The sequence below is a fragment of the Cytobacillus gottheilii genome (assembly GCF_018582665.1).
GTDB lineage: Bacteria > Bacillota > Bacilli > Bacillales > Cytobacillaceae > Cytobacillus > Cytobacillus gottheilii.
Map to the genome: position 1 here is coordinate 3,061,472 of NZ_CP071709.1, position 25,376 is coordinate 3,086,847.

Annotated in this window: 27 protein-coding genes; 8 read left to right on the top strand and 19 right to left on the bottom strand. The window is 39.4% G+C overall.

Annotation, left to right across the window (positions count from 1 at the left end; genetic code table 11):
- Positions 1-102: 102 nt before the first annotated feature.
- On the bottom strand, positions 103-711 hold the full coding sequence (locus J1899_RS15195; RefSeq protein ID WP_066443594.1) for a superoxide dismutase: 609 nt from the start codon (positions 709-711) through the stop codon (positions 103-105).
- A 343-nt stretch (positions 712-1,054) separates the two neighbouring features.
- Between J1899_RS15195 and J1899_RS15200 the strand changes: the two genes are divergently transcribed.
- A complete protein-coding gene (locus J1899_RS15200) occupies positions 1,055-1,750 on the top strand; it encodes a Crp/Fnr family transcriptional regulator (protein ID WP_214475006.1) in 696 nt (231 codons plus the stop codon).
- A 63-nt stretch (positions 1,751-1,813) separates the two neighbouring features.
- Here J1899_RS15200 and J1899_RS15205 read toward each other — a convergent pair whose 3' ends face one another.
- Both J1899_RS15205 and J1899_RS15210 read right to left on the bottom strand, forming a co-directional pair.
- Positions 1,814-2,296, bottom strand: coding sequence for a DUF456 domain-containing protein (locus J1899_RS15205; protein WP_066443587.1), 483 nt, complete (start codon positions 2,294-2,296; stop codon positions 1,814-1,816).
- A gap of 150 nt (positions 2,297-2,446) precedes the next feature.
- On the bottom strand, positions 2,447-4,078 hold the full coding sequence (locus tag J1899_RS15210; RefSeq protein WP_214475007.1) for a Na/Pi cotransporter family protein: 1,632 nt from the start codon (positions 4,076-4,078) through the stop codon (positions 2,447-2,449).
- A 245-nt stretch (positions 4,079-4,323) separates the two neighbouring features.
- Here J1899_RS15210 and J1899_RS15215 point away from each other — a divergent pair, with 245 nt between their 5' ends.
- The 3 genes from J1899_RS15215 (at position 4,324) to ispG (ending at position 6,812) form a co-directional block, all read left to right on the top strand.
- Positions 4,324-5,100, top strand: a complete 777-nt coding sequence (locus tag J1899_RS15215; protein WP_306806920.1) for a DUF1189 domain-containing protein — start codon at positions 4,324-4,326, stop codon at positions 5,098-5,100.
- Positions 5,101-5,216: 116 nt separating this feature from the next.
- Entirely contained in the window at positions 5,217-5,540 is a 324-nt protein-coding gene (locus tag J1899_RS15220; protein ID WP_066443584.1) for a hypothetical protein, read from the top strand.
- A 150-nt stretch (positions 5,541-5,690) separates the two neighbouring features.
- On the top strand, positions 5,691-6,812 hold the full coding sequence (gene ispG, locus J1899_RS15225) for a flavodoxin-dependent (E)-4-hydroxy-3-methylbut-2-enyl-diphosphate synthase (RefSeq protein ID WP_180320278.1): 1,122 nt from the start codon (positions 5,691-5,693) through the stop codon (positions 6,810-6,812).
- Positions 6,813-6,861: 49 nt separating this feature from the next.
- On the opposite strand, the gene J1899_RS15230 is transcribed toward ispG, so the two are convergent.
- Positions 6,862-7,260: a hypothetical protein gene (locus J1899_RS15230; RefSeq protein WP_066443579.1), complete on the bottom strand. Its 399-nt coding sequence runs from the start codon at positions 7,258-7,260 to the stop codon at positions 6,862-6,864.
- A 256-nt stretch (positions 7,261-7,516) separates the two neighbouring features.
- On the opposite strand from J1899_RS15230, the gene J1899_RS15235 reads away from it, so the two are divergent.
- Positions 7,517-8,098, top strand: coding sequence for a 5' nucleotidase, NT5C type (locus J1899_RS15235; protein ID WP_214475008.1), 582 nt, complete (start codon positions 7,517-7,519; stop codon positions 8,096-8,098).
- A 40-nt stretch (positions 8,099-8,138) separates the two neighbouring features.
- Here the strand turns inward: J1899_RS15235 and J1899_RS15240 are convergent, their stop codons facing one another.
- From J1899_RS15240 to J1899_RS15250, 3 genes are read right to left on the bottom strand one after another with little or no spacing between them, the layout of a single operon-like run.
- Complete coding sequence (locus J1899_RS15240; protein WP_066443572.1) at positions 8,139-8,549, bottom strand: Fur family transcriptional regulator; 411 nt, start codon at positions 8,547-8,549, stop codon at positions 8,139-8,141.
- A 48-nt stretch (positions 8,550-8,597) separates the two neighbouring features.
- Positions 8,598-9,440 (bottom strand): metal ABC transporter permease, encoded by an 843-nt coding sequence (locus J1899_RS15245; protein ID WP_214475009.1) that lies wholly within the window; start codon positions 9,438-9,440, stop codon positions 8,598-8,600.
- On the bottom strand, positions 9,437-10,231 hold the full coding sequence (locus J1899_RS15250; protein WP_214475011.1) for a metal ABC transporter ATP-binding protein: 795 nt from the start codon (positions 10,229-10,231) through the stop codon (positions 9,437-9,439). Before J1899_RS15250 ends, J1899_RS15245 begins: the two co-directional genes overlap by 4 nt.
- 230 nt (positions 10,232-10,461) lie before the next feature.
- On the opposite strand from J1899_RS15250, the gene J1899_RS15255 reads away from it, so the two are divergent.
- Complete coding sequence (locus J1899_RS15255; RefSeq protein ID WP_066443564.1) at positions 10,462-10,716, top strand: DUF2624 domain-containing protein; 255 nt, start codon at positions 10,462-10,464, stop codon at positions 10,714-10,716.
- Between the two features lie 147 nt (positions 10,717-10,863).
- Here J1899_RS15255 and J1899_RS15260 read toward each other — a convergent pair whose 3' ends face one another.
- Entirely contained in the window at positions 10,864-11,757 is an 894-nt protein-coding gene (locus J1899_RS15260; RefSeq protein WP_214475013.1) for a deoxyribonuclease IV, read from the bottom strand.
- 17 nt (positions 11,758-11,774) lie between these two features.
- On the bottom strand, positions 11,775-13,085 hold the full coding sequence (locus J1899_RS15265) for a DEAD/DEAH box helicase (protein WP_214478864.1): 1,311 nt from the start codon (positions 13,083-13,085) through the stop codon (positions 11,775-11,777).
- Between the two features lie 498 nt (positions 13,086-13,583).
- Between J1899_RS15265 and vrrA the strand changes: the two genes are divergently transcribed.
- On the top strand, positions 13,584-14,150 hold the full coding sequence (vrrA, locus tag J1899_RS15270; protein WP_214475015.1) for a VrrA/YqfQ family protein: 567 nt from the start codon (positions 13,584-13,586) through the stop codon (positions 14,148-14,150).
- A gap of 181 nt (positions 14,151-14,331) precedes the next feature.
- Complete coding sequence (locus J1899_RS15275) at positions 14,332-15,276, top strand: 4-hydroxy-3-methylbut-2-enyl diphosphate reductase (protein ID WP_214475017.1); 945 nt, start codon at positions 14,332-14,334, stop codon at positions 15,274-15,276.
- Between the two features lie 34 nt (positions 15,277-15,310).
- Here the strand turns inward: J1899_RS15275 and J1899_RS15280 are convergent, their stop codons facing one another.
- The 10 genes from J1899_RS15280 to ccpN all read right to left on the bottom strand — a co-directional run bounded on the left by J1899_RS15280 (position 15,311) and on the right by ccpN (position 25,298).
- Positions 15,311-16,426: a Nif3-like dinuclear metal center hexameric protein gene (locus J1899_RS15280; protein WP_214475019.1), complete on the bottom strand. Its 1,116-nt coding sequence runs from the start codon at positions 16,424-16,426 to the stop codon at positions 15,311-15,313.
- Complete coding sequence (locus tag J1899_RS15285) at positions 16,423-17,130, bottom strand: tRNA (adenine(22)-N(1))-methyltransferase (protein WP_214475021.1); 708 nt, start codon at positions 17,128-17,130, stop codon at positions 16,423-16,425. Before J1899_RS15285 ends, J1899_RS15280 begins: the two co-directional genes overlap by 4 nt.
- Before the next feature lie 212 nt (positions 17,131-17,342).
- Complete coding sequence (gene cccA, locus J1899_RS15290) at positions 17,343-17,708, bottom strand: cytochrome c550 (RefSeq protein ID WP_066443545.1); 366 nt, start codon at positions 17,706-17,708, stop codon at positions 17,343-17,345.
- Between the two features lie 319 nt (positions 17,709-18,027).
- A complete protein-coding gene (locus J1899_RS15295; protein ID WP_214475023.1) occupies positions 18,028-19,167 on the bottom strand; it encodes an acyl-CoA dehydrogenase family protein in 1,140 nt (379 codons plus the stop codon).
- Positions 19,168-19,262: 95 nt separating this feature from the next.
- Positions 19,263-19,790: a hypothetical protein gene (locus tag J1899_RS15300; RefSeq protein ID WP_214475025.1), complete on the bottom strand. Its 528-nt coding sequence runs from the start codon at positions 19,788-19,790 to the stop codon at positions 19,263-19,265.
- Positions 19,791-19,921: 131 nt separating this feature from the next.
- Positions 19,922-21,046: an RNA polymerase sigma factor RpoD gene (rpoD, locus tag J1899_RS15305; RefSeq protein WP_066443537.1), complete on the bottom strand. Its 1,125-nt coding sequence runs from the start codon at positions 21,044-21,046 to the stop codon at positions 19,922-19,924.
- A gap of 144 nt (positions 21,047-21,190) precedes the next feature.
- Positions 21,191-23,008: a DNA primase gene (gene dnaG, locus J1899_RS15310; protein ID WP_214475027.1), complete on the bottom strand. Its 1,818-nt coding sequence runs from the start codon at positions 23,006-23,008 to the stop codon at positions 21,191-21,193.
- Between the two features lie 41 nt (positions 23,009-23,049).
- A complete protein-coding gene (locus tag J1899_RS15315; RefSeq protein ID WP_082851645.1) occupies positions 23,050-23,487 on the bottom strand; it encodes a YaiI/YqxD family protein in 438 nt (145 codons plus the stop codon).
- A gap of 329 nt (positions 23,488-23,816) precedes the next feature.
- The gene (locus J1899_RS15320; RefSeq protein WP_066443529.1) at positions 23,817-24,635 is read right to left on the bottom strand and encodes a pyruvate, water dikinase regulatory protein; all 819 of its coding nucleotides are present in this window, start codon (positions 24,633-24,635) and stop codon (positions 23,817-23,819) included.
- Between the two features lie 27 nt (positions 24,636-24,662).
- The gene (gene ccpN / locus J1899_RS15325; protein ID WP_066443526.1) at positions 24,663-25,298 is read right to left on the bottom strand and encodes a transcriptional regulator CcpN; all 636 of its coding nucleotides are present in this window, start codon (positions 25,296-25,298) and stop codon (positions 24,663-24,665) included.
- Between the last annotated feature and the right edge of the window lie 78 nt (positions 25,299-25,376).

The window sequence follows — 25,376 nt, forward strand, 5'->3', positions numbered from 1 at the left end:
GTTCTAAGGGTAGTTTTTAACATAGGGCAATGCATTATGCAAAATTGCCCTTTAGAATTTAAAAAGCACAGCAGAAAATCTGCTGTGCTTGATTTATCGTTATTATTTTGCAGCGCTATAGCGTTTAGAAACTTCATCCCAGTTTACAACGTTCCAGAAAGAGTTGATATACTCAGGACGACGGTTTTGGTAGTTTAAGTAGTATGCATGCTCCCAAACATCTAATCCTAAGACTGGAGTTTTGCCTTCCATTAATGGAGAGTCTTGGTTTGGTGTGCTAGTCACTTCTAACTCACCATTGTTTACTGCAAGCCAAGCCCAGCCAGAACCGAAACGAGTCGTTGCCGCTTTAGCAAACTCTTCTTTGAAAGCATCAAAGCTGCCAAACTTGCCAGTGATTGCATCTGCAAGCTCACCAGTTGGCTCTCCGCCTGCATTTGGAGCAATTACTTGCCAGAAAAGAGAGTGATTAGCATGGCCGCCGCCATTATTGCGTACAGCAGTACGAGCTGACTCAGGAACTGCATCAAGGTTAGAAATTACTTCTTCTACTGATTTAGAAAGTAGCTCTTCGTTCCCTTCTAACGCATTATTTAAGTTTGTCACATATGTGTTGTGGTGTTTTGTGTGATGGATATTCATTGTTTCTTTGTCAATATGAGGTTCTAAAGCATCGTATGCGTAAGGTAATTGTGGTAATTCAAAAGCCATTTTAAATTCCTCCCTATGTATATGAATAGTTTCAGTCTCAAAGCCACTTTATTTTAAGAAACTTCAAGAACTTCAAAGTTAGATTACCAAAGATAGCCTGTTCTTTCAAACAAAACGCTTTGCTGACAAAGTTAAAATACCCCTTTTTTTCGCAAATATTCTCTTAAAAGCATGAAAACGAGCAAATTTCGCTAAATTGTCAAATATCTACTAAATGTTTACACGGCAATATTCTATGCAAAGAATCGTTCATAAACAAGGTAAAACAGCACCTTAACTGTATTGACACCATGACAACTTTTGCTTTAAATCGAGATATAGCATCCAATAAGGAAGTGACAAAATGTCAGATTTTAATATCTCATTTTACAGCCTGCTGATTCAGCAGTTTATAGCAAATGAAAGAATCGTGCATATCAAGGCAGATACAATTCTTTTTCAAGAAAAAGATCCTGTTGATTATATTTACTTGCTCATGTCCGGTAACCTGGCACTAGGCAGGCACCATATTAAGGGCAAAGAATTTATATTAAAAATATTAAAGGACGAAGAAATAATTATTGAGTACCAATTATTTAAAGATAACCCTTCCTATCATTTTTTCGTTAAGGCACTTAGCGACTGTGAACTTCTTAAAATTAAGAGAGAACAATTTGAGGAATACCTCTTAAATGATAAGAAGCTCCTGGCGAGTTTAACCTCCTGGCTTAGCACCCGTTATCTAAAAGCACAAATGAAATGCCAAGACTTAATTATTAATGGAAAAAAGGGCGGTCTATACTCAATGCTGATCCGACTTGCCAACAGCTATGGAGTTCGAAGGGAAGAGGGAATTTTAATTGACCTCATTCTTACACATCAGGAGCTGGCAAACTTAACATTTGGTACTCGCGAGGTTGTGCAGAGACTTCTGAAGGAATTACGTGAAGATGGAATTATCTCCTATGAAAATCAAAAATTCACTATTAAAGATATGTCTCATTTAAAAAGAGAAGTGGACTGTCAGCACTGCCCAATAGAAATTTGTGGAGTTAATTAAATACTTTAAAATGCAAAAACAGGCAGCGTCAGCATACAGCTGACGCCTGCACGCTTTTCACATTTACAAGACGACAAAAAAGAAATAAATAATCATAATCGCTTGAATAATTCCTTTTGTCACGACACTGCTGACAAAGCCAACAACTGACCCAAATCCGATTTTCGCAGCTTCTTTCAAGTTCTTTCTATGAACAGCGACTTCAGCAATAACGGCACCTAAAAATGGACCAATTAATATCCCCAGAACTGGAATAACAAACGGACCAACTAATAAGCCAATCGTACTTCCCCAAATGCCGGCTTTGCTGCCGCCATATTTTTTTACACCAATTAAATTTGCTGCATAGTCTGCCGTAAAAAGCAAAATGACAAAGAGAATTTGAATACTCCAAAACAGCCAGCTAAACGGTTCAAAAGAAAATAAAAATCCATAAAGCACAAAACCTGCCGCTATAAAAAGAACACTTGGAATAATGGGATATACAAGTCCTACAAATGCAATAACAAATAAGACACCAATAATAATCCAATTGATGGCCTCCATCTGATCAGCTCCCTGCCAATAATATCCGATTTAAAATCTTCCTTATTGTACTATTTCATTCATCAGTTGAAAAGTAAGCAGTAAAAAAAGTGCACAAAAAAAGCAAGAGGACCCTCCTCTTGCTTTTCAAGTAATAAGTATTCACCTTTTTTACTTTGCTTCACCAAGTATAGCTTCAGCAATATTGACGGCATGATCTCCAATTCTTTCGAGATTGCTGACAATATCTACATATACGATCCCTGATTGACCTGTGCATAATCCTTCGTTTAAGCGCTGGATATGCTGCTTGCGGAGTTTTCTTTCCATCTGGTCAATTTGTTCCTCTTTTTTGACTACATCGATGGCAGCGTCTTTATCTTTATGATCTAATGCCTGAAGCGCTTCTTTCACAGTAGAAATAGTTAAGCCGAACATCTCCTGCAAATCATTCATCGCTTTATCTGTAATGGACACTTTATTAGCCTTTTTAAATTCGATCAATTCAATAATATTCTCAAAGTGATCGCCAATTCGTTCAATATCACGAACTGTGTCCATCAGCATGGTATGTTCTTCAGATTCATGTTCTGACAGTGAGCTTGTCGACAATAATACGAGATAATCTGTAATCTTTCTGTCCAGATTGTTAATGGCTTCTTCAAGCTGATAAGCATTGTCAGAATGCTTTTGATGTCCATTTGTCAGGAAATCCTGCGTTTCTTCTAACCCTTTAACAGAAAACTGCCCCATCCTTAAGACTTCTTCTTTAGCCTGTCCCAAAGCAATCGACGGCGACTGCTGAATGAATACAGGATCAAGATGCTTGGCTTTATATTCAATAACTGAATCTTCACCAGGTATAAGCTTTGTTACGATATACGCCAGCACAGCTACAAACGGAAGCTGAATAAGAGTATTTGATATATTAAAAATACCATGCGAGAATGCAATCGTCATTTGCGGATTCAGACCCAGAGCAGATTGTAGAACTTCAATTAAATAGGTAAATGGTGTTAATAAAATCAAGAAAATGGTCGTTCCAACGATGTTAAAAATAACATGGACAGCTGCAGCCCTTCTTGCCGCAACAGATGCACCGATAGCAGCTAAAACAGCCGTAATGGTTGTACCAATATTATCACCAAATAAAACAGGCAAGGCCGCGTCCAAACGGATCAGATCTTCTGCAAATAAACCTTGCAGAATACCGATTGTTGCACTGGAGCTTTGAACGATAACAGTAAATACTGTTCCCACCACTACACCAAGAATTGGATTTGAACTCATGCTGACAGTTAAGTCATGAAATGCCTCTAAGCTTCTCAAAGGCTTCATTCCGCCACTCATCAGCTCTAAACCATAGAACAATGCTCCAAAGCCAAATAAAATTTGTCCAAAATTATTGACCTTTTTATTTTTTATAAAGAATATTAGAATTGCACCTACAGCAAGAATAGGCAATGCGTATTCACCGACATCAATTCCAATAATAAATGCTGTAACAGTTGTTCCAATATTTGCACCCATGATGACACCAATCGCCTGGCGCAGTGTCATGAATCCGGCACTTACTAAACCAACCGTAATAACGGTTGTTGCCGAACTGCTTTGTATTAAAATCGTAACAAGTATACCCGCTAATACCCCCATTAACGGATTCGTTGTAAATCTGTCCAGTAAATCTCTTAATCGATCACCAGCGGATTTTTGGAGTCCATCCCCCATCGTTTTAATACCGTAAAGAAAAATCCCGAGTCCTCCAAGAAATTGGAATATCATTTGCTGAACATCTAGTTCCAAAAATTTCAACCCCTACTTTTAATAATCAATCGACAATATTCTTCAAAACCCCTTACAATTATTATGGGTGTACAACCAAAAGTAAAGAATTATTAAGTTAAATTTACATTAGCTTAACATTCGGTGTTTATATTACAAAATGATTACAAACGTTTCATTATTTAGACATTTCCATTTACTTGTACATCATTAATGAACAAGCTAGAATAGGCAGTGAATACGAAAAAGGGTGTGTTTACAACTAAATGAAGATGAATATTTTTAAACAGTTTATTAAAAGCTTATACTCTCCAAAAGATATTAGTTTATTCCGCTTTCAAGGAATTGGAAAAACCATTTTGTATGTATTTTTCCTCACTTTTATCGCTGTCATTCCGACCATTTATTTTCTTAGCACCTCCATTGTGAATAGTGTTGAAGAAATCAAAAACAGCATTGAGAATGAATTTCCTGACTTTTACATTGAAGATGGAGAGCTTCACTCAGATGAAAACAAACCAATAACAATTCCTGCAGATGATATGACCATCCAATTTGATTCCACTGGAACAATAACGAGTGCAGATATTCGTTCTGACCAAAATACGGTTGCATTGTTAAAAGATGAATTTGTTTTTGTTGCTGGCGGCCAAGTACAAACCTATGATTACAGCATGCTGACTGGAATGACCTTCTCTAAACAAGAAGTTACTGAATATTTAGCGGCAGCTGATTCATTCTTAGTTATTGTACTTCCGATTATGGCTATTTTTATTTATCTGTTCTCAGCTGGCCTGCGATTTATTGAGGTATCTATTCTTGCTTTAATTGGCCTCTTGATCAAACGCATGCTAAACCGCAATTTGCAATATCGCCACACTTGGCGCATGTCTGCATACAGTATAACATTATCAACTGTTTTCTTTACCGTAATGGCTTCACTGCAAACCGTTGTCCCTAACGGAGCAATGATCAGCTGGCTTGTGGGAGTTATTGTGCTGCTGCTTGCAATTAAAGAGGTCCCTCAGCCAAAAAAATCTTAACATATTTGATAAAAACGCGCATTGCGCGTTTTTTTGCTGTTTTTTATGAATAAATGGAAAAGGACGGGCATACATATTGGATAAGCACGAATATTATTCCTGGGGGGCCATCCAATATGAAGAGACTATCAGCTTTCATCCTATCCATTCTTTGTATTTACGCTATCTACTTTGACTTAACAAAAGGTACACTTCCAGATCAGAATAAAGAGATAGCCGTAGAAGCCTCTGCAGCGGATCATCAATCAGCAGGCCTTGAATATTTTGAAGAGCAAGTCGGTCCAGGGGAAACTGTTTTAACTATTATGGAAGCCGAGCTGGGCGGTCCTGTTCCTGTTGCTATCGAAACGGTTGTAAATGATTTCCAAACCTTAAATAACGGCATACAGCCTGAGCAAATACAAAATGGGAAAACTTACAAATTCCCTTCTTATAAATAAACAAATAATATTAAGGCAGTGTTAAACATAAGAGTTTCATTGCATCATTCTTGTCAACTTCAGTCTTTCATTGATACAATAAAGTGAACTTTCTTTTCATAGTTCTTTAAATTTATGAATAAAAAAAGGAGCGAATCTCCATTGACTGAGATGATACATCGTACAAAAACGAGACCAGTAAAAGTTGGTCCTTTAACTATTGGCGGAAGCAACGAATTATTTATACAAAGCATGACAACAACAAAGACACATGACGTTGAGGCGACGGTTGCAGAGATTAAACGTCTAGAAGAAGCAGGCTGTCAAGTTGTCCGTGTAGCATGCCCTGATGAAAGAGCGGCTAATGCGATTGCTGAAATTAAGAAGAGAATTAATATTCCACTTGTTGTCGATATCCACTTTGATTATAAGCTTGCTTTAAAAGCGATCGAAGGCGGAGCAGATAAAATCCGAATCAATCCTGGTAACATCGGCAGACGCGAAAAAGTAGAAGCTGTTGTTAAAGCGGCTAAAGCTAAAGGAATTCCAATTCGAATTGGTGTAAACGCTGGTTCTTTAGAAAAAAGAATTCTTGAAAAATACGGCTATCCAACAGCTGATGGCATGGTAGAAAGTGCCTTGCATCACATCAAAATTCTTGAGGATCTTGATTTCCACGATATTATCGTGTCCATGAAGGCTTCAGATGTAAATTTGGCTATTGAAGCTTATGAAAAAGCGTCTATGGCTTTTGATTACCCGCTTCACCTTGGCATCACAGAGTCAGGAACCCTTTTTGCCGGTACTGTAAAAAGTGCTGCTGGCCTAGGAGCCATTTTAAGTAAAGGAATTGGAAATACCCTTCGTATTTCTTTAAGTGCTGACCCTGTTGAAGAGGTAAAGGTAGCAAGGGAACTGCTAAAAGTATTCGGCCTTTCTTCTAATGCTGCAACACTTATTTCATGTCCTACATGCGGTCGTATTGAAATTGATCTAATTTCAATCGCAAACGAAGTGGAAGAGTATATCTCAACAATTAAAGCTCCAATTAAAGTAGCCGTTTTAGGCTGCGCTGTTAACGGTCCTGGTGAAGCTCGTGAGGCTGACATAGGCATTGCAGGGGCCCGTGGAGAAGGCTTGCTTTTCCGCAAAGGAGAAATTGTTCGTAAAGTACCTGAAGCAACCATGGTAGAAGAATTAAAAATAGAAATTGATAAAATTGCTGAAGAATACTTCGCAAAACAAGCCGAAGAGAAAGCAAAAGCTGAAAAAGAAGAAATCATTACTCAATAAACAAGAAAAGAGCCCGGCTCCAAAGCCGGACTCTTTTTTTATCTGCTGTTTAAAAGAATGGCAATATGAACAGACCTATAATAATGGATACTGCTCCAATTCCTATTGCCCATCCTCCGAGGGTTTTAGAACCCTTTCTGCTTGCAACAAAGCCTAAAACAATTCCCGCCGCTCCCATTAAAACCGGCCAGATGAATAGGGAAAGAATTGAAAGGATTAGGGCTGTATAACCAACACCTTTTCCTTCGCCTGCTTTAGGCTGATCCTTAACCTCTGATCTGCTGCTGCGGTTATAAGTTGTGACAGGAGCAGCAATCTCTGCTGCTGTTTCTTCGGTAAAGTCTCCCGCTCCATAGGCACCATATTGCTTTACTTCTCCAACTTCACCAATATCTGTGCCATATCGATGATTTGTTTTTCCATCGAATTTCTGATCTTGATCTGCCATCAAAATCCCTCGCTTTCCTTATCACTGCTGAAGTGTATCAGGTGAAGCAGTTATTATTATGGCCAATTTTGATCGTTTTACAATGCTAAATACTGGCTGTTTATCCACTTTTGAGCCAATATGAACTGAGTTCTTTCGCGTTTACAAATCATTTGTTAAGATATGAGAGGTACTCATGTCTTAAGAATGCCATTTCTAGTCATGAAACGACAACCCTTATAAGGGTTTCTACTACATATAAAAGGAGCAGTACACAATGAAGAAACGTTTTGGGATAGACATTGATGGCACAGTTACCTGTCCAGCCTCGATGATTCCGTTTTTAAATACCTCTTTTCAGTTGAATTTAACGTTAGAGGATATTAAGCAATATGACTTAATGCCGCTTGTTAATGTAAGCGAAGAAGAATTTGCAGAGTGGTTCACCACAAATGAACCGGTGATTTACGAGAAATCCCCAATGGCAGAAGGTGCCGGGGAAGTCTTAACTAAGTGGAAGGATGAGCATGAATTATATTTTATAAGTGCTAGAGGGAGCCATCTGCTTGAGGTAACCAAGAAATGGTTCTTAGATAAGGAACTAACCTTCCACCATATTGAATTAATCGGCAGCCATGATAAAATTGCAGCAGCAAAAAAACACAATGTGGATATATTTTTTGAGGACAAACACGATAATGCCGTAATGATCCATGAGCAATGTGGAATTCCTGTACTGCTCTTTGATACTCCATACAATCGAGATCCAATTCCAGAAGGAGTAATCCGTGTATACAACTGGCAGGAAGCAGAGGACTGGGTGAAAAATTGGCTTGCTGCTGATAAAGTTTCCCGATAAAAACAAAACAGCATTAACCAAACGGTTAATGCTGTTTTATTCAGCTGCACTCCGGGCATTTCCCATAAATCTCAAATTTATGACCCGAAATATCGTATCCTTTTAAGTTTTCGCTCAAGCCTTCCATAGGACAAGTGCCAATCTCTTTCGTCTTGCCGCAATCTAAGCAAATGAAATGATGATGATGGTGATGATGTGAACACGTAAAGCGGAAATGTTTTTCACCTGAAAGCTCGGTCATCTCAAAAATATCCAGCTCCGCAAATAGAGACAGATTTCGATAAATGGTATCAAAGCTAAGTCCCGGATAGTTGTCTTTCATATGTTCAATCACATCTCGTGCCGTTAAATATTTATTACTGGCAGCAAAGAGCTCAAGCATTTCTTCTCTTTTGCCAGTGATTTTATAGCCTTTTTCTTTTAAAAGATCAAGTGCTTCTTGTGTATTCATAGTAATCACCTCTAAAAAAGCATTTCAATAACCTATATCTATCATATATTAAGCAGACCTTGCTGCCATCATTTTTTTTGAAAAGATTGTTAAGATTAAAATACAGACAGCAATGACAACAATCACTCCGCCTGGTGCCAAATCTGCGTAATAAGAAATAACCAGACCGCCAATGACGGATATCTCTCCAAATAGTATAGAATAAAATATCGTTTGTTTAAAGCCTTTTGCAATTCTCATACTAGCCGCAACCGGAATAGTCATTAAAGAAGACACTAATAAAATCCCCACAATCCTCATAGAAGCAGCAATAACAAGAGCAACCATTACAATAAAAATAAAATGAAGACTTTTCACTGACATTCCGGATGCTTTTGCGTGCTCTTCATCGAATGAAAGCAGAAATAATTCTTTATATAAAAGAACAACTATTAGGATCACAAACACACTTATAACTAAAATGGTCCATAAATCCAGTCTGCTAACAGCACTGACGCTGCCAAATAAATAACTGAATATATCTGTGTTAAAGCCGTCCGCCATTGAAATAAAGATCACACTCAGCCCAATGCCCCCAGATAAAATAATGGGAATCGCGAGTTCCTGATAATGTTTGTAGACACCACGCAGCTTTTCAATGAACAAAGATCCTCCAACAGAAAAAACCATTCCCATATACAGGGGATTAAGTCCTGACAATCCAAGAAACTTTTTTTCCAGAAGCAAACTTGCTGCTATTCCTGCTAACGTGACATGACTAAGCGCATCCGCAATAAGAGAAAGCCTGCGCACCACAATAAATACGCCTAACAGAGGCGCAATAATCCCAATAATGATTCCTGTAAGAAAGGCATTCTGCAGAAATTCATACTGCATTAATCCTTCAATCATGCATGGCCACCTCCATGATGGTGATGATGACCATGATCATGGGAAAGAATTTGAACATCATGTCCATAATATAATGACATATCTTTCATATCTAATTGTTCAAACTCCTCAGTTACTCCATGAAAATGCAGTTTTTTATTCATGCATGCAACATGGGAAACTTTATCAGAGACAGCCCCAATATCATGGGTAACCAATAAAAGTGTGATTTGAAGCTCTTTATTTAAATGTTCCAGCATAGCATAAAAGGATTCTACATTCTGTGCATCCACGCCGACTGTTGGTTCATCTAAGATCAGAATTTGCGGGTCGCTGACCAATGCCCGCGCTATAAACACACGCTGCTGCTGCCCCCCAGAAAGTTCTCCAATATTACGATCTTTAAATTCCAGCAAACCGACAGATCCAATCGCCTGCAGTACTTTTTGCTCATCAGACTTTTTCATAAAACGGAAAAGGCCGATCTTTGTAGTCAGTCCGCTTGAAACTACTTCATATACAGTGGCAGGGAAGCCAGTGTTAAACGAATTTGCCTTTTGTGAAACATATCCAATTTTATGCCATTCCTTAAACCTGGCAATATCCTGGCCAAACAGCTTAATTTTGCCACTTTGCAATTTTAAAAGGCCCAGCAGAAGCTTTAATAAAGTTGATTTACCAGACCCGTTTGGACCTACAATTGCTAAAAAAGAACCAGCCTCTACTGTCAGCTGAATATTCTCGAGCACATTTTCTTTTTCATAACGATATGAAACATCATCTATTACAATAATGGAATCTTTATTCCCCATCTAAATCACCTATTATTTAAGAATCATTACGATTTTTAACAAACCGTAGTATACCCCATGCTCTTTTAAAAGTAAAGAAAACCCGCCGAATGGCAGAAGCGCATACCGAATCACTTCGCTTCCTTATATTTTTTCTATCCAAGTTCCTATTTTAGCTATGCAGCACCTGCACGATAAAATTTGTCACGATTTTCAAGCTTATGTCATAGAGTACATTGGGAGGGATGACATTGAAGCTGTTTGAAAACATTATTAATCATAAATTAAGTAATATTACTGGTGCCGAATTATTAAAATATGCGAATCAATTCCAAATTTCCGTTGCAAAAGCAGATGCAGAGAAGATTGCACAATATTTGCGAGGTAAAAAAATTAATATATTTAACGATACTGACCGTGCAAAAGTTATTAAAGAAATTGCCAAAATCGCTGGTCCTGATACTGCAAAACAAGTAAATAAATTATTTTTAATGTTCTCCAAGTAACCCAATACTTACTTAGAATGGGCATACAGCAGTCTGATACGTTTTTATATCGTATTTTAACATGTCTTTGATGCAAGCCTGCTTCGTTCTTTGATACTTTTCAATGCCAAAAAGAGGAAGCCGTATAAGACGACCTCCTCTTTTTCATTATGACCCCTGAATATCAGTCAGCAGATTTTCATTAAAGGCCTGTTCTCTCAGCATTGCGATTTCATGCTTATAAGGCGCCTTTTTGCTGTTTTTATCTTCCCCGACAAATGGTGTCTCAAGTATTTTCGGTATATGAGACAGCTGCGGGTGATGAACAATATAATTTAAAGCTTTAAAACCGATATGGCCAAAGCCAATATTTTCATGACGGTCCTTACGTGCGCCTCTTTCATTTTTGCTGTCATTAATATGAAGCACCTTTAATCGATCTAAACCGACTATTTTATCGAAGCTTTCCAGCACACCATCAAAATCCTCGACAATATTGTAGCCAGCATCATGGGTATGGCAAGTATCAAAGCAAACGGATAAATGCTCGTTATGGGTAACACCCTCCATGATCATCGCCAATTCCTCAAAGTTTCTTCCACACTCAGATCCTTTTCCAGCCATTGTTTCCAAAGCAATCTGAACCTGTTCTTCCCCATTCAGGACTTCGTTAAGACCTTCAATAATCTTTTTAATCCCCTCTTCCGCTCCAGCACCAACATGAGCACCTGGATGAAGAACGATTTGTCTAGCGCCTAAGGCCTCTGTGCGATCAATTTCTGATCGCAAGAAATTTACACCAAGCTCAAATGTTGCAGGGTTTGTGGTATTGCCGATATTGATGATATACGGTGCATGCACAACAATATCAGCCATCCCGTTTGCTTGCATATGCTTAAGACCTTCTTCAATGTTCAAGTCTTCGATTTTTTTTCTGCGTGTATTTTGCGGTGCGCCGGTATAAATCATAAACGTATTTGCACCATAGGATGCCGCTTCCTCACTAGCTGCCAGCAGCATTTTTTTCCCGCTCATTGAAACATGCGAACCAATTTTAAGCATCTTCTTCTCCCCCCAGCTTACTTGCGTTTAATTCTTCTTTCGCGTTTTTTAATTTTATCCATTTCCCACTTCATTTTCTTTTTATAGCCTGGTTTTACTTTTTTCGGCTTTTGAACAAGGGACTGTGCCTTTTTGTCTGTATCGTCTGTCTGTCTTTGACGATTTTTCCGCTTATTGCGATCGTCCAATTCAGTCCAATTGCCATTTTGCAGATCAACATGCTTAAAGGTAATACCCATTTTTTCCAGCTTGTTTAACGCATCCTCGTTTGCTGGATCATAGACAGTCAGAGCAATTCCTGAAAAGCCTGCTCTCCCCGTACGTCCCACTCGATGAATGTAAAAATCAAGATCTGTTGGAAGCTCATAGTTAATGACATGGCTAATTCCCTGAATATCAATTCCTCTGGCAGCTAAATCAGTCGCCACGATATATTGAAATTCTAAATCAACAATCTGCTTCATCATTTTTTTGCGTTCACGCGGATTCAGGTCACCATGAATTCTTCCGACCTTTAACCCCTTGCTCATGAGCCCATCTGCCACTTCATCTGCTTTTTTCTTCGTATTTGTAAAAACGATCGCTAAATACGGGTTATATGCCTTTAAAGCTTCAAATACAAGGTTAACCTTGTTGCGGTGACGTGAAGGAAGCAAAATATGTTCAATTTTGCTGGCAGCCATTTGTTTCGGCTCAACATGCACAAACTTAGGATTTTCCATATATTTCTTTAAAAATGGCTTTAATTTTTCTGGAATAGTGGCTGAAAAGACAAGCATCTGAAGCTTCTCCTGCATTCTTGCCGCGATCACATCTACATCTTCAATAAAGCCCATATCCAGCATTAGATCTGCTTCGTCGACTACAAGCATATGTGCTGTGTGCACAAACAGCGCATTTTCTTTCACCAAATCTGAAATTCTTCCAGGTGTTCCAATTACAATATGAGGCTGGTTTTTTAACTTCTCGATTGTTCTTTGCTTGTCCGTACCGCCAACATAGCAGCGCGCGGCAATTTCTTCGCCTTCCTTACAATGCTTCGTGATCTTTAGGACTTCCTGATAGATCTGATTGGCAAGCTCCCGTGTAGGAGCCGTGATAATTGCCTGCAGCTCCTTTTTAGAAGGGTCGATTTTTTGCAGCATTGGCAGGACATAGGCAAGAGTCTTTCCTGTTCCTGTCTGAGACTGCCCGATTGCACTTTCCCCTTTTAATATGGATGGGATTAGCCTTTCCTGGATTTCCGTTGGCTCATAAAAACCCAAATCCTTAATTGCATCATTAATAAACGGTGTAAATTGAAAACGTTCAAATTTTGTTGACATTATATAAACTCCTTAAGGTTCAATTCTTCCAAAAACACTTCAACAACATATAATGGCTCTGTAGACACTTCTGAATTACGTTCAGATGCAATTCAGGAGGCTAACTTAGCATTTCTCTGTCTAGCTCCATCGGCTAGCCCCTCGAGGTCATAAGCCAATCTGCCCTAAAGGTTAAAGAACAACCTTTATGCCATCTTGTCTTATGCTTGTCGTGGCTGAACAAGCCGATTCCGCTTTTCTTTGTCCAGCTTCATCGGCGAGCCGATGAAGCATTTCTGGTCATCATGTTATTATAATAAAGTTTTGTGTAAATAACCACCTATTCATTGCATATATATTTATGTTGGTCTATTTCTTGTTTTTTTAACAAGAAAAGCTTTTTTTCCGCTGAAACCTAAACCATTCTCATATTGGCGCATAGTTTATTAAAAAGCAGTCATCTATCACAATAGACGATTCACTCTAATTGCGAATAGAAGGTTTGTGAAAGGGGGAAAAGAAATGTTTCCAGGACAACGCGGTCCTTTTCAGGGAGGAATGCCACGCAGTCCGTTTATGGGCCCAATGGGCGGGCAGCCTCAAATGGGGCAGATGATGAGGGCACCAATGCGCGGCCAAGGCGGCGGTGGCGGTGGATTACTTGCAAAAATTCTTGGCGGTGGCGGCAATAAAGCTGGCGGAGCAGCCGGGCTTTTGGGAAGCAGAGCAGCTGGCGGTGCTGGTGCAGCTTCAAGCGGAGGCTTTTTGCAGACTTTGACAAATCCTGCTGCCATTAGCGGATTTCTGAATAATACGCAGAAGGTGCTTCATACTGCAAATCAAATCGGGCCAATGGTCCAGCAATACGGACCAATGGTAAAGAATCTGCCCGCCATGTGGAAGCTGTATCGCGGACTAAAAGATATGCCAGATGCAGATGATACAGTGGAAGAAACCGAAGAAAAACCGGTGAAAAGCAAACAGACGAAAACTTCACAAAATATTGAATTTGCAGGTGAAGAATCTGCAGATTTCACTTCAGATAAAGTGGAAAGTAAAGGCAATTCTATTCCTAAATTGTATATTTAAATTGAACCGCCCTCTTTTTGGCGGTTTTTATTTTTTCGACTACTTCCAAGCTGAAATAGACGATCTTTGAATTATTGCTGTAAGTTATTATATAATAGTGTAGAATTGATCGGTATCACGTATCTTCAGGTTGGAAGCAGCGATCTGAGAGATAGAACGTTTCACTTGGGGAGGAAATAATATGAATCTTATTAAAATATCACCTCGCGGCTATTGTTATGGAGTTGTTGACGCAATGGTGATTGCGCGCAACGCAGCCCTAGATAAAACGCTGCCGAGACCTATATATATACTGGGAATGATTGTCCACAATAAACATGTAACAGATGCCTTTGAAGAGGAAGGGATTATTACATTAGACGGAAAAGACCGGGAAGAAATTCTGGAGAAGGTTGAAAAGGGAACCGTCATTTTTACAGCTCATGGTGTCTCTCCACAAATTCGCATACGAGCGAAGGAAAAAGGATTAGTGACAATTGATGCGACTTGCCCAGATGTCACTCGAACACATGATTTAATTCGAGAGAAGAAAGACGAAGGCTTCCAAATCATTTATATCGGGAAAAAAGGCCATCCTGAACCTGAGGGTGCGATCGGTGTTGCACCAGACATTGTTCACCTTGTTGAAACCATTGAAGATGTGAACAAGCTGGATCTGCTGGGTGAGAAAGTGCTTGTAACCAATCAGACAACGATGAGCCAATGGGATGTTGGTCATGTAATGGACCAGATCAAGGAAAAATTCCCACACGCTGAATTTCATAAAGAAATCTGCCTGGCAACACAGGTCCGCCAAGAAGCTGTTGCTAAACAAGCTGGAGATGCAGATGTTGTCATTGTTGTCGGAGATCCGAAGAGCAATAACTCTAATCGTCTCGCTCAAGTATCCGAAGAAATTGCAGGCACTAAGGCATATAGAATTGCTGATCTTTCTGAGCTTCAAATTGACTGGATTAAAGACGCTGAGACAGTAGGGGTAACATCTGGTGCTTCTACTCCTACACCTATTACAAAAGAAGTAATCAACTTTATTCAGCAATTTAATCCGCTTGACGAGTCTACATGGGTCACAGAAAAACAAGTTCCGCTCAACAAAATACTGCCAAAAATTAAACAAGTAAAATAATAAAGGTGCCCTGAAACAAGGGCACCTTTTTCCTTTACAAAAACTGGAATGGATCTGTATTCAGAGCGGATGGGAAAATCTTTACATTCCAGCCTTTTAATTCAGCCATCTCAGTAAGCTTTTGTGAAACCCCTTTTTTCATGACTTTTTCAATATTATGGCCTGGATCAACGATATTTAAGCCTGCAAGCATCGCATCATGTGCAACATGGTAATACATATCGCCTGTTACATAAACGTCTGCTCCCTTATGTTTAGCAGACATGTAGTACTTGTTGCCGTCACCTCCGAGTACTGCGACCTTCTTAACCTTATCGTTCAGGTCACCAACGACTCTTACCCCTTTAACCTCTAAGCGGTCCTTCACATACGCTGCAAACTGCTCTAACGTCATTTCTGCTATTTCACCGATCCGGCCGAGACCAAGTGTTTCTCCTTTATTGGCAAGTTCATACAAATCGTATGCTACCTCTTCATAAGGATGAGCTTTAAACATGGCCCGCAGGATACTTTTTTCTAGGTGCTCTGGAAAAATGGTCTCAATGCGTTCTTCAGCAACAGATTCAAGAGTGCCTACTTTCCCGATATGAGGATTTGCATCTCCATTCGGCAAAAATTGCCCCATCCCTGAAGAAGAGAAGGTACAATGGCTGTATTTACCGATGGCTCCAGCGCCAGCATCACCCAAGGCTTGTCTTAAAGAAGCTGCATCTTCAGCCGGAACATACACAACCAGCTTTTTTAAGACAGTTTCATATGTAGGGTACAGCACTTCTGTATTTTGAAGACCAAGCGCTTCAGCCAGAAGATCGTTAACACCGCCGACTGCCACATCTAAGTTCGTATGAGCAGCATATACAGCAATATCATGCTTAATTAATTTTTCAAGCAGCCTGCCAGCAGGCGTATCCATATTTATTGCTTTTAGCGGTCTAAAAATCGGAGGGTGATGAGCAATGATAAGCTGTACATTATTAGCGATTGCTTCGTCCACAACCTCTTCGACAACATCTAAGGCAATCATCACATTTTCCACCGTTCTGCTCAAACTGCCAAGCTGCAGACCGATTTTATCGCCTTCCATCGCATAAGATTTCGGAGAGTATTGTTCAAATAGGCCAATGATTTCATGTCCGTTCACTTTTTTCATTGCTGTATTACCTCCTCTGTGTAGTGGATTTTTTTCTGCAGTGCTTGTTTTTTCTCTTCATTTTCTTCACTGCCGGAAGCTTTTTCTAAATTCACAAGGATTTTGCGCCAGTTCGCTAATTCCCCTTCCCACTTCTTCATAAACGCAGGAGATTTTTCATTCATTAAAAACGGCCCAAAGAGCAATTCCTTTTCTAAGTGATGATATGGTGCTTCAGGATCACCTTTTTCTGCCACAAGAATTTCATAGATCTTTCCATCTTCTTCTAAAATCTCTTCAGCTATAAGCTTCCAGCCATTCTTTAACAGCCATTCACGAATGGCGATCGCGCTAATATTAGGCTGCAGAACTAATCGTTCTTTTCCTGTAAGCTTATCTTTGCCATCTTCTAAAATAGAGGCAATTAACGGACCTCCCATGCCTGCAATAGTAATGCAATCAACTTCACCAGCTTCAATTACTTCTAAGCCGCTGCCTTTTCGCACAGCAATCCTATCTCCAAGCCCTTCGTTCTGCACCTGCTTCTTTGCTGATTGAAATGGACCTTCTACCACTTCACCGGCAACCGCCCGTTTGGCAAGTCCTGTTTTCACCGCATAACAAGGCAAATAGGCATGATCTGAGCCAATATCCGCTATTGCCGAGTCTTCTATTATGTAATTCGCAACTGATTCAAGCCGCTTTGATAACTTATCCGTATTCATTATGCCACCACTTTACTATGTAGTTCGTCTGCTAAGCAGTCCTGTTTCAATCCTATAAATGATCCCTTCTCTTGTCAACCCGCCGCCCGTACATACGCTTTGGAACGCAAAAAAGCCCTTCACGAGAAAGGACTTTTTATTTTGTATCAGGGCAGACAGCATTGCACACTGCGATAAGCTAGACAATGCCTGTCCAAATGATATTCTTAGTCTTACTGCAATTCAGAAAGCCACTCTGCCATAGCTGTTTCATTTCCGGAAACTAACCCGCCAGGCATAGCGCCTTTACCATTTGTTAAAATGTCAACGATTTCATCTTGGGACAGCCTATCACCAACACCCGTTAATGCAGGACCTGCACCACCTTGATATTGATCACCGTGGCAGCCGATACAGCTTTGCTGGTAAATTTCCTCAGGATTTGCTTGAGCAGTTTCCTCAGTTGTTTCTCCACCTTCGCCGCTAAGCTCCGCTGCAAGATCTTCATTGTCACCGATTCCTTTAAATGAAAGCAAGAACATAGCACCAATTCCAATGACCATTATAAGGACGAAAGGAATAATTGGATTACGGTTCATCATTTAACCCCCCTTATGTAAGAAGCACATTCAATAAAGTTAAGCACATACAAACAAACTCTATTTTACTTGAAAATGACGTGAAGGAAAAGACCTAAAGTGAAAGTTGTCACTACTTATTCATAAATTTGACAAAAAAAACTTGCCTAGCGGCAAAGTCTGCAGTACTTACCACCAGGCTTAGCTGCACTTGTACCACATTCCTGGAGGAGCTACTGCGCTCGTGATTTTATCTTTGCTGCTCATTTATAATTTTGTTCGTACAAAAAACTCTACCGTTACCAGTAGAGTTTTCAATTTCCATAAAAATATACAAATTTCAGCAGCCGATTTGACGGGCTATTACCATTCTTTGAATTTCAGAAGTCCCCTCGCCGATTTCTGTCAGTTTCGCATCGCGCATATAGCGTTCCACATGATATTCCTTCATATAGCCATATCCGCCATGAATTTGAACAGCTTGATCAGCTACCTCCATGCTAATTTCCGAGGCATAAAGCTTACACATTGAAGCTTCCTTAGAGAACGGCTTCCCCTGATCCTTCAGCCATGCAGCTTTATATACCATATTTCGTGCTAATTCGATTTTAAGGGCCATATCAGCAAGTTTAAATTGAATCGCCTGAAAATACGAAAGGGAACGGCCAAATTGCTGACGCTCTTTAGCATATTGCAAGGCTTTTTCATAGGCAGCCTGAGCAATGCCCACAGCCATAGCCCCAATTCCAATTCTGCCGCCATCAAGTGTGATTAGAAACTGTTTAAAGCCTTCACCTTTTTTCCCGAGCAACTGCTCAGTCGGTACCCGGACATCTTCTAGCACCAGCTCAGTCGTGTTAGACGCATGCAGGCCCATTTTTTCATAATTATCGATAATTTTAAACCCTTTAGCTTTTGTGGGGACAATAATGGCACTAATTTCCTTGCTTCCATTATGTTCACCAGTTACAGCAGTAAGTGCCAAATGTTCTGCATAGCTAGCATTCGTTATATAACACTTATTGCCATTAATGATATATTCGCCGTCTACTTCAATCGCTGAAGTCCTTGTTCCTCCCGCATCTGATCCAGCATTAGGCTCAGTTAATCCGAATGCGCCAAATGATTCTCCTGTACAAATTGGGACTAAAAATTTCTGCTTCTGTTCCTCAGTGCCAAACAAATTTAATGGAGCACCACCTAACGAGATATGAGCAGAGTATGTAATCCCTGTGGAAGCGCAAGCCTTGCTCAATTGCTCTGTTACGATGGCAAAGCTAATTGTGTCTGCTCCTGCTCCCCCATACTCTTCTGGAAAAGGCAGCCCCATTAGTCCTAAGTCCGCCAATTTCTTAAATATTTCTTCAGGAAATGCTTTCGTTTTGTCCCGCTCAAGTGCTCCAGGAGCCACTTCTTCTTCCGCGAACTCCTTTATCGTTTTATAAATCATTTCTTGTTCGGATGTAAAATCAAAATTCATCTGCGTCCCCCTTAGTTTTTGTATACGCTTTCATTATTATTATATAGGGGAATGATGAATTTTCTCAACATTTAAAAATTTTTAAAAATAGAATATTATATAAAGATAGAAACAAGCACGGTTACAATACCCAGTCCACCAGAGATCGACAAATACACAAGGCGCCACTTCCAGCCAATAAGAATCCAAATAAGGCAATTGCAAATTAGGTTGATATAGAGGGGCAGCGATTGATTCGGAAAAAATGCTGCCGTCAGGTCAACAGAATAAAATAGCAAAATCAATGCCGAAGTTATAATGGGAATATGTAAAATGATTTCTTTTCTAGAAAAATAAAAAAATAAGGCTGCACCTAAAAAAATAAATAAAATAGCAAAGGCAGTTTGCAAAATGATAGATAATTCAGTAAAATATAATAAAAACACAGACATTGGAATAAGCAGCAAGAAAAGAAGGTTAGCACTTTTCAGCAATTTCCCATTAACGTCTTTTCTATCTTCCTTCGGCTGATTCCCTTCAGTGTAAAAGGCAAGTAAATAATCACAATACTGTTCAGGCAAAAGCCTGTTCTTCTTCCAATAATTAATTTCGTTAATAATGATGCTTTTCCTTTTATGCTGCATGATGTACACACCCAATCTACTTTAGCTGTACTGCTTTATTTTCTTAAAAATAAAAATAGTTTACTTCTATTGTAAGAAGTAAACTATTCTAAGGCAATCATAATTTTTTATTGATCAATAGGTGCATTTTCCTATTCTAAGAAGTCCTTAAGTCTTTTGCTTCGACTAGGATGTCTAAGTTTGCGAAGTGCTTTTGCTTCAATTTGGCGGATACGCTCACGAGTTACCCCGAATACTTTGCCGACTTCTTCAAGCGTTCGTGTACGGCCGTCGTCAAGACCAAAACGAAGTCTAAGCACATTTTCTTCACGATCGGTTAATGTATCAAGAACGTCTTCGAGCTGTTCCTTCAATAATTCGTAGGCAGCATGCTCAGAAGGTGAAGTTGCATCCTGATCTTCAATAAAGTCGCCAAGATGTGAGTCATCCTCTTCACCAATCGGTGTTTCAAGTGAAACAGGTTCTTGAGCAATCTTTAGGATTTCACGTACCTTTTCGGGTGTTAAGTCCATATCTTCCGCAATTTCTTCTGGTGAAGGTTCACGGCCAAGATCTTGAAGCAGCTGGCGCTGTACTCGAATTAACTTGTTAATCGTCTCAACCATATGCACAGGAATCCTGATCGTTCTTGCCTGGTCTGCAATCGCACGCGTAATAGCCTGACGAATCCACCAAGTAGCATAGGTGCTGAATTTGAATCCTTTACGGTAATCAAATTTCTCAACAGCTTTAATAAGACCCATATTTCCTTCCTGAATTAAGTCCAGGAATAACATACCGCGTCCGACATAACGCTTGGCGATACTAACTACTAGGCGCAAGTTGGCTTCTGCAAGACGGCGTTTTGCTTCTTCATCGCCTTCTTCAATGCGGTTTGCCAATGAAATTTCTTCCTCTGCAGTCAGTAGGTCAACACGGCCAATTTCTTTCAGATACATGCGGACTGGATCGTTGATTTTCACCCCAGGAGGTACACTTAAATCATTAAGGTCAAATTCCTCTTCACCTTTGGCAAGTTCCTTTACGTTTGGATCTGCATCGTCATTATCACCGACAAGTTCAATTCCCTGATCTCCAAGGAACTCATAAAACTCATCCATTTGGTGTGAATCCAACTCAAAGTTGGCTAATCTTTCTGCTATATCGTCATAGGCGAGAACACCAGTCTTCTTTCCTACCTCTAACACTTGTTCTTTTGCTTGTTCAAGGGTCAATTCTGAATCAACCTCTTTTGAACGGGCCGATTTTTCAGCCATTTGTCCCCCTCCTTCCAAAAATCACACACCGCGATTGTGAACCGCAATGTCTTCATACCATTAATGCCATATAGAAATGAGCTTTCACTCAAAACTTCTTCTACTGTGTTTCCGTAATTGATAAAATATATATTAAACAGCTGATTATAATGACTTTTGCAGCTGAATAATTTCCATGCTGATTAATGCAGCTTTGACATAATCCTTTTGCCTTTCAGCTTCTTTTGCCTCAGCCTTTTTTTCTTTTATCTTTAACATCTTTTGATAATTCAACACCTGCTTAATATAATCAGACAGCTCTTGTTCACTTACTTCATCATTAATGGTCACTAAAGCAATCTCAGCACAAATCTTACGAAGCTTATCATCGTTAATAAAATGTATAAATGCACTAGTATCTGGCGAATGACCGCTTTCAAAGTACCCTAATAAATAAGTGAAAATCGCCTGGTGTTCATCGATATTAAAGGTATTTTCGCCAAGAAGGTTCTGAACCTTAAAAGCAATGTCTGCATCCTTCATCATATGAGAAATGAGATTTCTCTCTGCAGTATGAAAAGCAGGCCTGATTTTAGAGGAAGCTGGAGCTGGATTCAACATGACGGGTGTATTTGAGCGTCCAGCATGCTCTTTTTGAGCTTTGCTGCTGGAGTGCTTCTTTTCCATTCCCGCAAGCTGTTCCTTCAGCGCATCGAGTGAAACAGAAAATTCCTCTGCCAATTGCCTTATATAGAGGTCTTTCTCTACAGCTTTATCAAGCTTGGCAATCTCCTTTAATACTTCTTCTATATAAAGAAGACGATCTCCTTCATCCTGCAGCCTTTTCCCCCTGCGCAAATAAAGAATTTTAAAGGCCATGAGCGTCAAACTTCCATCAATTACTTCATTTCTGAATTTTTCGGCCCCGTTTGCCTGAATATAGTCATCAGGATCTAATCCATCCGGCATCATTGCCACTCTAATTTGAAATCCTGCGTCAGAAAGCATGGTTGAGGCTCGAAAAGCAGCTTCCTTCCCAGCATTATCAGAATCATAACAAATGGTGATGGATTGTACTTGTTTTTTTAATAAGGCAATATGCTCGTCAGTTAGAGATGTTCCCATTGTGGCAACACCGTTTTCTACTCCAGCACGATCGGCTGCAATCACATCTGCAAACCCTTCAAACAGAACGGCTCTCTGCATTTTTTTCATGTGAGCTCTTGCCGATTGAAAATTATATAAAATTTTGCTTTTATTAAAGATTGGCGTTTCTGGACTATTTAAATATTTAGGATCATCGTCCCCTAGTGCTCTTCCAGAAAATGCAATCGTATTTCCGTTTCGATCATTAATCGGAAACATGATTCGATCACGAAAACGATCGAAGTAGCTGCCATCTTTTTCCCGTTTAATGATTAGTCCGGCACGCTCCATTAACCCTTCAGGAAACTTTCTTTTTGTTAAAAACTTATAAACAAAGTCCCAAGAGTTTAGACTGTAGCCAATTTGAAACTTATCAATTGACTCTCTTGTAAAGCCCCTATTCAGCAAGTACTCTAAGGCATGCTGACCGTCTTTTGTATTTACGAGCAAATGATGGTAGAATTTACTTAATAGCTGATGTGCTTCAAACATCTGCTGAAAATCAGGTGACATGGACTTAGCCGCCGCCGCCGGAGCTTCAATATCGAGTTTCACATTGCCTTTTTCAGCAAGTTCCACTGCAGCTTCCTGAAAGGAATATCCTTCAATGTCCATTAAAAACGAAAAGGCATCCCCAGCTGCGTGACAGCCAAAGCAATTATAAATCTGTTTGTCTGTTGATACAGAAAATGAAGGTGTATTTTCACCATGAAAAGGACATAATCCAAAATAATTGCGGCCCTTTTTAGTGAGCTGGACATATTCGCCGACTACATCAACAATATCTACAGACCTGCGAATTTCATCAATTTTTTCTGATGCAATAAGATCTGCCATAAGAACAACTCCTACTAGTTCTAAGAGGTATTCTATAAAAGTTATGGAATCCCTTCAACTTTCGACAAAATTTTTGTTAATGTGTTAATAAAATGTATTCGATCCTGTTTCGTAAAAGGTTTAGGGCCTTTTCCATAGATCCCTTTTTTGCGTGCTTTAGCAGAGAGGTATCTCATATCAAGCATCGTCCGGATATTTGATTCTTCGTACAGCGTTCCTCTAGGAGACAGCACATACATGTTTTTAAGAAGCAAAGTAGAAGCCAGCCCGATATCCTGAGTAATGACAATATCGCGAGATGATGTATGGTTCATTATGTAGAGATCGGCTGCTTCCTGATCACAATCAACGAACCTCCATTCTGCTTCCTGAGCTTCATTCTTCATGTGAGCATATGAAGCAACAAATACAACTTTAATTGAAAAAGCTTTTGCAATTTCGACAATTTCATCTTTAACTGGACAAGAATCTGCATCCACAAAGATGGCAGTTGTGCCTAATGACTTATTAATTCTACATCACTCCGCATTTTCCTTCTTACTGGCTTAATTTTTCAAAAGGGATATTTGTCGAATTTTTTTTCGGCTGGTTCCTTGACATCTTCCTTTAAATAGTTTATTCGTTCACTCTCAACTCTAAACCTATTTAGAAGACATTTTTATCACAATTTTTTATTATAGTACATAATTGCTGGTTTTTCCATTAATAAATAGATGATAATTGCAAATTTCGTCATTTTTTTTAATTTAGACGACTTGATCTTCCAAACTGCTTCACTTCATTAAAAAGAGCACATAATGAATATGTGCTAAGTAGCTGGAAATCTTTTACGATAATGATTCAATATAACATTGGCTGTTTCTTCCACGGCTTTATTTGTTACATCAATGACAGGGCATTGCAGTCTGTTCACAATGTTTTCAAAGTAATTGATTTCATTTTTGATTCTTTCAATATTTGCATAGCTTGCATTATCACTGAGCCCCAATGAAATGAGTCTTTCTCTTCTAATATTATTTAATTTTTCCGGGCTTATTTTTAAGCCGTAGCATTTTTCGGGCTGAACAAGAAATAACTCCTCTGGCGGGTCCACTTCAGGCACAAGCGGAACATTGGCGACCTTAAGTCTTTTATGAGCCAAGTATTGAGACAGAGGTGTCTTGGAAGTTCGTGAAACGCCAACCAGAACAATATCTGCTTTTAAAATCCCTCGTGGATCTCTTCCATCATCATACTTAACAGCAAATTCAATGGCTTCGATCTTTTTAAAATAATCCTCATCGAGTTTACGGACTAATCCTGGCTCATATAAAGGCTCCGTCCCGCAAAATGTCTGAATTTGGTCCATAAGCGGCCCAATAATATCACAGGCATAAATCCCTGCATCCTGTGCTGAAACATTCATATATTGGCGGATTTCCGGCTTTACCAGGGTATAAGCGATCATTCCATTATCCAGTTTGGCAAGTGAGATTACTTCGTCAATATGTGTTAGCTCCTCAACATATGGAAACCGTTTTATAATGACATCACCGCCATTAAATTGACTTGTAGCTGCTTTTGTTACGAGTTCTGCTGTTTCACCTACAGAATCTGAAACAACATAAATTATTGGCATCTTCCCCATTCTTGATCCCCATCTCCTTTGTCCAAATTACTTTTCTCCAGCAAGTGCAACAAATGCTTTTGTCAAATTGGTTTTGGTAATTCTTCCTAATACTTCAAGACCTTCGTCTGTTTCTTTAACGATCGGCAAGGAGTCAATTTGCTTATCAATCAGCTTCTGAGCCACATCGAGCAATAAATCATCTTTCTTGCAAACAGTAATATTAGGCATTCTTGTCATAATGATATTGACCGGAATGGCCGATAGCTCCTGTTTGCCTATGCTGGCTCTTAATAAATCCTTTCTAGAGAGAACACCCACAAGCAGTGATTTTTCATCTACAACAAACAATGTTCCAACATCCTCTAAGAACATCGTTACAATGGCATCATATACGGACACATTTTCCTTAACCACCACTGGGATTGACTGATAGTCCTTCACAAACAGCTTCTGCATGTTTTCCGTCAGAAGCTGCGCTCCCGTTTTTCCTGTATAGAAATAACCCACCCGGGGTCTGGCGTCGAGGTAGCCTGCCATTGTTAAAATCGCCAAGTCAGGCCTTAATGTAGCTCTGGTTAAGCTTAGCTGTTCTGCTATATTTTCACCGGTAATTGGGCCATTTTCCTTAACGATTTCCAGAATTTTTTCCTGTCTTTTATTCAGTTCGATTTCACTCACCACCTATCTATGTACGTGTATACGATTCAATAAGACATACTATTATAGAAACATTATATACTATTTGGACAAAATGAACAG